Here is a 10,320-nt window from a genome sequence, read left to right on the forward strand (position 1 = left end):
GTTGTAATTGGGGTTTATTGTAAGGCGAGAAAGGAAAAGGTAATGAAAAAGGAGGAATTCTTCATGAATAAAAAGATCATTAGCCTAATACTTACCGCCATATTGACCCTGTCCCTGTCAGGCTGCATGCAGGGTGCCACGGACTCCATCGTCAATAGGCATGCTGAAGCATTGCTGACTAAAAACAATGAGCTGCAGTTCCGGTTTAAAATTAATGATAAAATCCTTTCAGAAGAAGAACTATACAAAGTAAAGGTTTCCATACATAATGAAAAACTGGCCGCTGCGCTGGGTACGGATGAGTTTGTTTATGGGGAGGACACAATAATCGATGGGGAGTATATAGAAGTCAATAATGAAAAGGGAAATTACATTTTTATGAATCCCATTCCTCTTACGCAGGACCTGCATGTTTTCGAAATAGAAGAAATGATCGTGAATGAAGATGCAGTATCTGTAGAAATCTTAAATGAGGATGAAGTGATTGCCAGAGCATTCTTAAATAATTTTTCATCACAGCTTTAAAAAGAATCAATGTAATGACCGGTGGTTTTGTTTTTATCTAACTTGGGTAAAAGTAATTACGCGCATAAAATTGGGGATGGACCAGGTATTTGCCTGGTCTTTTGTCTTTATTGGGACATCTAATATTTTTAATCTAAGAAAAGTAATGGTAAAATTATTATAAAAAATTCAGATATTTCAAGGGAGTGGGTACGTTGATTTCACCTGAAAATACAGTTATCGGTTTTGTTGGAACAGGGGTTATGGGCAGGAGCATGGCGGAACATCTGTTGAAAGCAGGTTATCCATTAGTTGTTTATACAAGAACCAAAGAAAAAGCTTCTGGACTAATAGAGAATGGGGCAGAGTGGGCTGAGACGCCGATGGATGTTGCAAAGAAAGCAAATGTCATTATTACGATTGTTGGGTATCCGGCAGATGTAGAGGAAGTGTATCTTGGAGAAAATGGCATTATCACAAATGGCAGAGAAAATACATATGTAATTGACATGACCACATCGACACCTACATTGGCCAAAAGGATATATGAAGAAGCAGTCAAAAAAGGCATCCATGCAATAGATGCCCCTGTTTCAGGAGGAGATATCGGTGCCAGGGATGCAAAGCTTTCAATAATGGCCGGAGGAGACAGGGACGCATTTCTGTCTGTAGAGCCAATTTTCAATCTTCTCGGAACAAATATCGTCTATCAAGGAAAAGCAGGAGCCGGACAACATACGAAAATGTGTAATCAAATCGCGATTGCATCAAATATGATAGGGGTGTGTGAAGCGGTAGTGTATGCAGAAAAAGCAGGTTTGGACCCAAGGACGGTGCTTCAAAGCATCTCATCTGGTGCAGCAGGCAGCTGGTCACTATCCAATCTTGCACCGAGAATCATTGATGGAAACTTTGAACCAGGCTTTTATATCAAACATTTCATTAAGGACATGAATATCGCCTTGGATGAAGCAGAGGCAATGGGCATGATGACTCCAGGGCTTGCTCTTGCAAAAAAAATGTATGCCGAGCTTTCTGAATTAGGGGAAGAAAACAGCGGTACACACGCTTTATATAAATATTGGAAAAAGTAATTAGCACCTGTAAATGTATAAAGCCTCTTTCTTCACTTCAAACTAATAATGAAAGTGAAAAGGGGGTTAGACAGGTGGCTAAAAGAAATAAGAAAAATGATCCTCAGCAGAAGAACAAAAAAGGTTTCGATTCCGCTGTTATTGATTCTGAATTCTCCCACGAATTTGGAAGTGCTGACACGAATAAAATTCATAAAGATAAAGCCAAAAAGGAAAAAGCATCAAAAAACAACGGGCAATATCAGGGGCAGTAATAGTGAAAAAGGCAGGCAGAGGTCTTGCCTTTTTGCTTTTTTCGGATTTGAATAAGAAGCATTGAATATGAATAAAAGCGCCATTCCTCCAAAAAGGAAACTGGCGCTTTCGACAGAGTGAATCTTGTTACATTTTAATACCTTCAAGATACTTTTCGATCCGGTCAAGCCCTTCTTGTAATGTGTCCATGGAATAAGCAAAGGATATTCGGAAATAACCTTCTCCATATGAGGAGAAAGCACTGCCAGGAACTACTGCGACTCCTGCATTTTCAACAAGAGAAAGGGCAAATTCAAAGGAGTTCATTGAAACATCTGGTATTTTTATAAAAAAATAAAATGCGCCATCAGGTTTGACTACATCCAGGTTCATCTGTACTAAACGTTCATATACATAATCACGGCGTTTGGCATATTCATGCCTCATTGGCAGGGCGTCATTAATTCCTGTTGTAAGCGCATCAAGAGCTGCCATTTGGGAGACAGAAGCTGCGCATGTCACATTATACTGATGCACCTTCAAGATATGTTTTGCCAGGTTTTCAGGCGCGAATAAAAGACCAATGCGCCAGCCTGTCATTGAATGGGATTTAGAAAGTCCATTAATTAATATAGTTTGCTCCCGTAAAAGGGAAGCGATTGAGTGGTGCGTTTGATCATAGATCAGTTCGCTGTATATTTCATCAGCAAGGATAAAGATATCTTTGCCTTTAACAAGAGCAGCAATTTCCTCAAGTTCTTCCAAACTCAGACTGACACCTGTCGGATTCGATGGATATGGAAGAACAATGCACCTTGTTTTATCACTCATATGTTCTGCAATTAAATCTGCAGTAAATCTAAACTTGTTTCTGGAAATATCAGTATGAACCGGAACGGAACCGCAAAGCTTTATAATTGGCTCATAACCGGGATAAACTGGACCAGGCAGGATTACTTCCGATCCCTCATCCAGAATAGTACGGAATGCAATATCGATAGCTTCACTTGCCCCTGATGTCACAATGACTTCTAATTCAGGGTTATATGTAAGGTTGTATTTTGTTTTTACAAAAGAAGCTGCAGCTTGCCGCAATCGAATATCGCCCGCATTGTGTGTATAAGAGGTAAAGTTCTCATCAATTGCCTGTTTAGCTGATTCTTTAACATGTAATGGCGTCGGGAAGTCAGGCTGTCCAATTGTAAGAGAAATCATGCCTTTGGTGCCGGCAACCATATTGAAAAACTTTCTGATTCCAGAAATTTCAATGTCCTTCACCCTCTGATTGATTAAATGTTCCAATGTATTCACCTCGCATAATTCTAATGTTTATTCTATCACTTTGATGCGGAGGCAAACAGTAAAAAGTAAAACAGGCCCTGTATTCTATTCAGGGCCAGCAAAAATAAAATTAATATCCGTAATCCCAATCGACTTCGTCTTCATGCCATAATACCGGGGATACAGCACCAAAATCGATTACTTTATTTTCTATATGGCATCGGCAATGGTTGTCGCCGCATTGATCTTTCATTTCCTCAAACACAGAATGCTCCACATCTTCCAGGATCGTAACTTTATGTTCATCATGGTAAAGGATTGCTGTACCTTTCATGCCTGATCGCACCTCTTTTTTAATTTAGGTAAAACTGACTTTCAGCTTTACAAACTTATTTTATGACTTTGGAAAAATAGTGTCTACACTGTAATAAGACTGTTCACAAAAAAGTCAAGATGAAAACGTTTTAGTGAGATATTTGCATAAAAATAAATGAGTGTAAAATTTTTCAAATAGTTGAATATAATTCATTTAGAGATTAACATTAGTAGATAGTGGAAACTACAACATTTTTAGTTTGTTAGTTTTCCAGCTAACTATTTAAAGGAGGTTATAAAGTGGAGACATCTTTAGAAAAGCAGCCTTATGAAAGCACAAAAGAATATGGCGGGTTCTGGCTCCGATTTGCGGCCTATTTAATCGATTCTATTATTGTTGGAATTCCGCTTACGATTCTAAGCATTGTTATCTTTATGATTTTCTTTGGCACTTCTGACGCATTTAATACGATGATAAGCGACCCAACTTATATGGAAACAGAAATGACCGATGAAGAAGCTTTTGCATTCATGGGATCTTATTTTGGCGCACTTGGAGTAACCTTTCTTGTCAATCTTATCGTTGCTGTTGCCTATTTTGCAGGCCTGCATGCATCCAAATGGCAGGGAACTGTGGGCAAAAAGCTGCTGGGACTAAAAGTGACTGACTTAAATGGTAACCGTATTTCTTTCTGGAGGGCGCTTGGCAGATATATGGCCATGGCCATCCTGTCTGGAATTTTCCTTATCGGGTATATCATTGCTGCCTTTACAGAGAAAAAACAGGCATTGCATGATTTAATCGCAGGCACTGTCGTATTAAAAAAATAATTCTTAAAAAACCTGAAGGCAACTCAGTTGCCCTTCAGGTTTTTTTGTGGGACTGCAATAAAAAGGATTTATTAACTGCATACAGAATATATTTTTAGGAAGGGAGGATGAAAATGAAGAAGCAAGATATTATTACTCATTATGAAGCTTTTTCTGCATGGCTTGAGTCGCTAAGAGATCTTGGCCAGGAAAGTTGGCTAAAGCCTGTCTCGGCTGGAAAATGGCCGGTTGCGGCAGTAGTTGCCCATCTGTTATTTTGGGATAGATATTCTCTTGATGAGCGTTTCCCATTTTTTAAAGAGGGTGCAGTACTGGTGAGCTATCCTGATTTTCAAAGTGTGAATGATGCTGCAGGAGAATACGCTAAAAAGCATGCACAACTAGAGATTATTGAAGAACTTTTATCAGTTCGGAGACAATTTCTTCAGATGCTGGAAGGCATGTCAGAAGAAAAACTGGATACTGCATTTAAAATTGGCAGCACTAGCTTAACTATGCGCGATTATTTTGCCGATTTTATTGAACATGACATTCACCATAAAAAGCAAATAATGCAGGTATCCGGCATCAGTGTTTAACACCGGCTGACAGTTTCACTTTTAAGAACTGTAATTTAGAATGATATAACGTCATGCAGTAAAACAGGCAGAGACTCCTGATCCGATGATGCACCCAATAAAACAAAGTGCCAAAGAAAGAATTCAACATCAATTCGGCTATTCGGGAAGATTCTGCCTGTTCATTAAATTCCCCCCTGTTTTGGCCTTCACCAATAACATAAGTAGATTAATAGCTTTGAATATTCTTTTTGTTCCTTCCTTTTCACTTTTCCTCACCTTAAATTAATTTCTGGCATTAATTGTTATTTGAATATTAATTATTTTTTCAATAAACTGGATTTAATAAAATTTGGTAAAATAAAAGGGTTTTACAGATAGGTCTTGAATAAGGAATAAGGTGTTTTTTACCTGAAGGAGCTGATGGCATGGAAATAGAAAAAACGGAGCTGCAGAAACAGGGGAAATTCAATTCCTGGCGGCTGTATATGACACTGCCCATTGTATCATGGGCACTTTACGATTTTGCGAATACTATTTTTTCCTCAAATATCAATACCATCTTCTTTCCCTTTTACCTGCAGGAAGTAATTGGAGAGAATGAAGTTTTAAATCAGATAGCGAGTACCTTTATTTCTTATTCTAATGCGCTGGCAAGTTTTTTTCTTGTCCTGTTCTCTCCATTGTTTGGAGTTATGATAGACAGGACAGGAAGAAAAAAGAAGTATATTGTAATCTTTACGCTTATTACTGTAATGGCGACCATTTTAATGGGGGTTTTTGCTTCAAGTCAGATTAGCGGGAAAATATTTGGGCTTCCTGTTTATCTTGCGCTCGTTATTATATGTTTTATTATTGCAAAGTTTTTTTTTCATTCCAGTCTGGTTTTTTACGATGCAATGATTTCCGATCTGGGAACAAAGCAGGATATACCTCTGATTTCAGGTTTTGGAGTGGCAGTTGGGTATATCGGAACCCTGGTAGGCCTGTCAGTTTATTTATTTGTAGGAGATGACGGTTTTCACGAATCTTTTATACCCACTGCTATTTTATTTCTGGTGTTTTCTTTGCCGCTGTTTTTCTTTGTAAAAGATAAGCCTAACAAGGCAAAAGAAAAACAAAAATTTTTATCAGGCTATAAGGAAATTTGGCAGACTTTTAAAGATATGAAACATTACAAGGCGATTTTCACATTCATGATTGCCTATTTTTTCTTAAATGATGCAATTGCTACAACGATTGCCATGATGGCCATTTACGCAAAAACGATTGTCGGCTTTTCAACTGGCCAATTTATTTTGTTATATCTTGCTTCAACGGTGTCCAGTATAATTGGTTCTTTTGTATTTGGCTATATTACCAAGGCGAAAGGGCCCAACAAAGCGGTTAAGTACGTTGGGATCCTTCTTCTTGTTGCTCTGGCAATTGCTGTTGGCGCTGTCAATGAAACTATGTTCTGGATTGCGGGCAGCATGTTTGGCGTCGCTCTGGGGTCCATGTGGGTTACCACAAGAACTTATATTGTGGAATTGACTCCAGAAGATAAAAGAGGGCAGTTTTTTGGTTTGTTTGCATTTTCAGGGAAAGTATCTTCCATAATTGGACCCGTTATTTATGGAAGCATAACTTTGATCTTTGCCAGCTATGGAAACCTGGCAAGCAGACTTGCTTTAGGTTCATTGATGATTTTAACGATAATTGGTCTGTTTATTCATTCAAAAATTAAGGACGACAGCATTCCTGAATAGGTTTCCATCTGTATTGCATTTAAAAAGCAAGCCGCCAAAGGCTTGCTTTTTGCTGTTTTTGCAAAGCAGTTGACTTCCTGTTGGTGAAATAAAGACTTTTTTCATAATAAGCTGAAATTTTCATAAGAAATTTTATCCATTCATGGTATATTAATAGAGAAAAAGATTCACGATTTATATAAGCTGCTGTCTTGCTGCTCTTAAAACAAGCGTCATACAAACTGGAGCCGCGACTTAGATATAAGCATATGAAAAAGGAAGGGCGAAAAAAGTGGAACAGAAAAAAGGCATTTTACTGGAAAGCGGAACGAATGAATTGGAGATTGTTGAATTTTCAATAGGAAGGAATAAATTGGGGATTAATGTTATTAAAGTGAAGGAAATTATTAATCCTGTACCAGTCATTCCTGTCCCGCATTCTCATCGAAATATTGAAGGGATCATTGAACTGAGGGGAGAGGTTCTTCCTGTAGTTGATGTAGCATCATCATTAAATATGGCACCTTCAGAAAGCCCTCAGCAGGATAAATTTATTGTGACAGAGTTTAATCAGCAGAAAATTGTATTCCACGTTCATAGTGTTTCGAAAATTCACCGCATTTCCTGGAACCAAATTGAAAAGCCTTCTGAATTGTATCAGGGCCAGGAAAGCCAGATTATCGGCATCATAAAGCTAGAAGATGAAATGGTGCTGCTGCTTGATTTTGAAAAAATGGTCACTGAGATCAATCCGGCTTCAGGGATTAGCATCCAGAAGGTGCAGAAACTTGGAAAGCGTGAGAGGTCCGACAAGAAGCTGCTTATCGCAGAAGACTCGCCACTCCTAAGAAAGCTTTTGAATGATACATTGAATGAAGCTGGATTTTCACAAATTGAATTCTTTGAAAATGGATACGATGCTTATGAATATTTGCATTCTTTAGCCGAGTCTGGGAGCGATATAACTAAGGAAGTGCAGCTCATGATCACTGATATCGAAATGCCGCAAATGGACGGGCATCACCTTACTAAAAAAGTTAAAGAACATCCTGTGCTGACAAAAATTCCAGTTATTATTTTTTCTTCATTGATTACCGAGGATCTTCGCCACAAAGGCCAAATGGTTGGAGCCAATGCGCAGGTAAGCAAGCCTGAAATTGCAGAATTGGTGCTTTTGATAGATCAGCATGCATTATAGGACCATAACAAAGAAAAAGCTGGAATTTCCATTCCAGCTTTTTCTTGTTAGTAAGAAAGAATAACTTTGAACTTTGATAACTATATAGCTTCAGGGCCTACCCCCTCGAGGTGTCGGGGGTGAGCACCTAGGATAAGCTTCTTTGGATGTTCTTCCCAGGAACAAACAGTTTTGGCTTGTTCCGAAGGCGCTTGCGCTTTTCTTGATTAAAAGTAACTTTCTCCTAATTTCTTAAATACAGGTTTTTCATAGCGGTGCTTTTTTGCGTTTGGCTTGCTATTAAGCTCTTTTAGCCCTGTATATGTCATAAGCAATTTTTTCGCCGCATTAAGAGATAAAGACGATTTTGGATTTCTTACGAAGGAATCGAGTTTACCCAAATGGGGAAGCACTGAAAAATCCTCTTTAGAAGGAGGAAGGTGGAAAGAATAATTCCCGCACTTTACAAGAACATCTGACTGCTGCTGGCTGTTTTTTGGATTGCCGGAATAGTGAAGGCCTGCTTTTTGGGCTTTTCCTTCTTTAATTAACTTTTGAAGTGCATCGTGCTTTAATTTATACAAAAATTTAGGGTTTGGTGCTGTCTTTGCATGGCGGTTAACGGTGAAGATGGCTTGAGAGAGGTTTTCAACCGTTGGTTGCAGATGGGGATATTGTTTCTTATCAGAATTCAATTTCCAATCTCCTTTCAAGTTATAAAGGGGTATAAAAATATTATACCCTTTTTAGCCTTTAAAACCAACTTAGTATAGGGCTTTTCTTACAAAAGCTTATCCATCCAGCTGCTTTCCGCTCATGGGTTGGAAGGTTCCTGATTTTTTACATATAACCATCAGCATAGTTACACCTAATAATGTTGTTGCCAACCCTGCACCAATCATAACAAAAGATGCGCCCAGCTGTTTTGCAAGAAGAGCTCCTGCCGCTGGTGCAATAAGCATGGAAAAAGTCTGGAGGGACATGGCGGCAGCCGAAACTCTGCCCATCATTTTCTTTGGTGTTTCAGATTGGAGAACATACCCGTAAGGAACAGATTCTCCTGCACCTAAAAGACCCAATAGACATGCGCCGATTATCCAGACAAGTGGAGGGAAATTAAGAAAACCTAAGCCGCCAAGACCAACAGCTACAATAAAAGTGCCGCTTAATATGGCCGAAGAACTCATTAAATGGACGGGTTTTTGGTTCCACCCTGTCCACTGGCCCAGCAAAAGTGAGCCGGCCACACTGCCTGCTCCCACTGCACTGATCAGCAATCCGAAATTTCCCTCATTAAAACCAATCTGTTTTGCAATAAAAATAAATAACCCATCATAAAGAAAAATGATGAAAAATGCTGCAGAAGAAAGGATAATTGAAATCCTTAAAAGGGGAGTATAGAAAATATGTTTTATTCCCTCGGAAAATTCTTTCCAAAAACTCGATTTGACAGTATAATCTTCAGCTATCCTTTTATCTGATTCCTCAGAAGATTTTAAGCTGGGAAGAAAAATCAGAAAAATAATGGATATTACAAATCCTGCTGCTTCAAATAGAAAAGGGCTTTTTGGTCCGAAAACTGCTATAATCCCCCCTCCTAAAGCCGGCCCGGCAATTTTCATGGTATTGACTGACAGCTGGCTTAGAGTTACAGCTTCAGGCAGCATGCTGTCAGGTACAATCATCCTGATCGCGCTCTGTCTTGCCGGGTCGTAAAGGGCTGATACAGTTCCCTTTAAAAACACAAATAATAGCAGAATGTATAGGTTGGGAGCGTAAAACAAGCCTGCGACAAAGGCAATTCTTAAAAAGAGGCAAACGATCATAACAGCTTTTTTCGGCAATCTGTCTACAAACACACTCGCAAATGGGCCGATTATGACCCAGGGAAGACCGAGAACAATGATGACAGAAGCAATGGCCGTTTCATCAAGCCCCCAGTGATAAGCGACAATAACCTGTAATGCAATAAAATCGAGCCAGTTACCCAAATCGGAAAATAGCTGGGCACCAAAAAGAGAGCGAAAGGATTTCAGCTTGAGTGGTTTAAAAATACCGGGTTTCATTGGCCATTCCCCTTTTCCCTGCCTAAGGCCATCCTTCGCCTGTTTAACAGCTTTTCTGTATTGCTGTTAGGATCCTGGCCAGCTGGCAGATTATTATTTTGCAGCACTTCAATTGATTCCTCGATCCATTTCATTTCTGTTTCGAGCTTCATTTCTGCATATCGAATCGACAGGCTGCCAAGCTTGCTGACATAGGAGTACCCATTTCGCGGCCATTCCTGTACAAAGTTTAGTATATCTGAGGCTTCTTCTTTTCTTTTTAATAAATGGCTAATTAACACTTCATTATCCATATCTTCATGCCAGGTTGACATTTTCATTAGCAATTCATCTTTAATAACTGGAAAAGAGGGAGGAGTCTTTAGCCAGTTCTCAAATTCTTTCCAGCCTTTTGCCGTGAGCTCATACATCTTTTTCTTTCTACCTTCTTCTTCCTGCTCGATTGCATAGATAAATCCTTCTTCCTCCAGCTTTTTTAATTTCGGGTAAATGCTCCCATAGCTCATTCCCCAATAAAGGCCAGCAGCTTTGTGT

At 39.1% G+C, this 10,320-nt stretch carries 12 protein-coding genes; 7 read left to right on the plus strand and 5 right to left on the minus strand.

What is annotated here, in order from left to right; genetic code table 11:
* The first annotated feature begins 63 nt into the window (after positions 1 to 63).
* The 3 genes from ACEQ1T_RS06430 (at position 64) to ACEQ1T_RS06440 (ending at position 1,852) form a co-directional block, all read left to right on the plus strand.
* Positions 64 to 525 (plus strand): hypothetical protein, encoded by a 462-nt coding sequence (locus ACEQ1T_RS06430; RefSeq protein WP_206835889.1) that lies wholly within the window; start codon positions 64 to 66, stop codon positions 523 to 525.
* Between the two features lie 194 nt (positions 526 to 719).
* Positions 720 to 1,598: an NAD(P)-dependent oxidoreductase gene (locus ACEQ1T_RS06435; RefSeq protein ID WP_370222135.1), complete on the plus strand. Its 879-nt coding sequence runs from the start codon at positions 720 to 722 to the stop codon at positions 1,596 to 1,598.
* A 74-nt stretch (positions 1,599 to 1,672) separates the two neighbouring features.
* Positions 1,673 to 1,852: a hypothetical protein gene (locus ACEQ1T_RS06440; RefSeq protein WP_206835896.1), complete on the plus strand. Its 180-nt coding sequence runs from the start codon at positions 1,673 to 1,675 to the stop codon at positions 1,850 to 1,852.
* Between the two features lie 127 nt (positions 1,853 to 1,979).
* Here the strand turns inward: ACEQ1T_RS06440 and ACEQ1T_RS06445 are convergent, their stop codons facing one another.
* Together ACEQ1T_RS06445 and ACEQ1T_RS06450 are read right to left on the minus strand one after the other, a co-directional pair.
* Entirely contained in the window at positions 1,980 to 3,134 is a 1,155-nt protein-coding gene (locus ACEQ1T_RS06445) for an aminotransferase A (RefSeq protein ID WP_370222136.1), read from the minus strand.
* Between the two features lie 109 nt (positions 3,135 to 3,243).
* Positions 3,244 to 3,447 (minus strand): hypothetical protein, encoded by a 204-nt coding sequence (locus tag ACEQ1T_RS06450; protein WP_206835901.1) that lies wholly within the window; start codon positions 3,445 to 3,447, stop codon positions 3,244 to 3,246.
* Between the two features lie 281 nt (positions 3,448 to 3,728).
* Between ACEQ1T_RS06450 and ACEQ1T_RS06455 the strand changes: the two genes are divergently transcribed.
* From ACEQ1T_RS06455 to ACEQ1T_RS06470, 4 genes are all read left to right on the plus strand, one after another.
* On the plus strand, positions 3,729 to 4,259 hold the full coding sequence (locus tag ACEQ1T_RS06455; protein ID WP_370222138.1) for an RDD family protein: 531 nt from the start codon (positions 3,729 to 3,731) through the stop codon (positions 4,257 to 4,259).
* 113 nt (positions 4,260 to 4,372) lie between these two features.
* Positions 4,373 to 4,837: a DinB family protein gene (locus tag ACEQ1T_RS06460; RefSeq protein ID WP_370222140.1), complete on the plus strand. Its 465-nt coding sequence runs from the start codon at positions 4,373 to 4,375 to the stop codon at positions 4,835 to 4,837.
* Between the two features lie 407 nt (positions 4,838 to 5,244).
* On the plus strand, positions 5,245 to 6,564 hold the full coding sequence (locus tag ACEQ1T_RS06465) for an MFS transporter (RefSeq protein ID WP_370222142.1): 1,320 nt from the start codon (positions 5,245 to 5,247) through the stop codon (positions 6,562 to 6,564).
* 271 nt (positions 6,565 to 6,835) lie between these two features.
* Positions 6,836 to 7,741 carry a chemotaxis protein gene (locus ACEQ1T_RS06470; protein WP_370222144.1) on the plus strand — a complete coding sequence of 302 codons (906 nt, stop codon included), beginning with the start codon at positions 6,836 to 6,838 and terminating at the stop codon, positions 7,739 to 7,741.
* Between the two features lie 206 nt (positions 7,742 to 7,947).
* Here ACEQ1T_RS06470 and ACEQ1T_RS06475 read toward each other — a convergent pair whose 3' ends face one another.
* From ACEQ1T_RS06475 to ACEQ1T_RS06485, 3 genes are all read right to left on the minus strand, one after another.
* Positions 7,948 to 8,415 carry a YkyB family protein gene (locus tag ACEQ1T_RS06475; protein ID WP_206835917.1) on the minus strand — a complete coding sequence of 156 codons (468 nt, stop codon included), beginning with the start codon at positions 8,413 to 8,415 and terminating at the stop codon, positions 7,948 to 7,950.
* A gap of 96 nt (positions 8,416 to 8,511) precedes the next feature.
* Entirely contained in the window at positions 8,512 to 9,786 is a 1,275-nt protein-coding gene (locus tag ACEQ1T_RS06480) for an MFS transporter (RefSeq protein WP_370222145.1), read from the minus strand.
* Positions 9,783 to 10,320: PadR family transcriptional regulator (locus ACEQ1T_RS06485; RefSeq protein ID WP_370222146.1), on the minus strand; the 538-nt coding region annotated here is incomplete at its 5' end. The genes ACEQ1T_RS06485 and ACEQ1T_RS06480, both read right to left, overlap by 4 nt.

Origin of the sequence: Cytobacillus sp. (assembly GCF_964223445.1) — a bacterium.
Lineage (GTDB): Bacteria > Bacillota > Bacilli > Bacillales > Cytobacillaceae > Cytobacillus.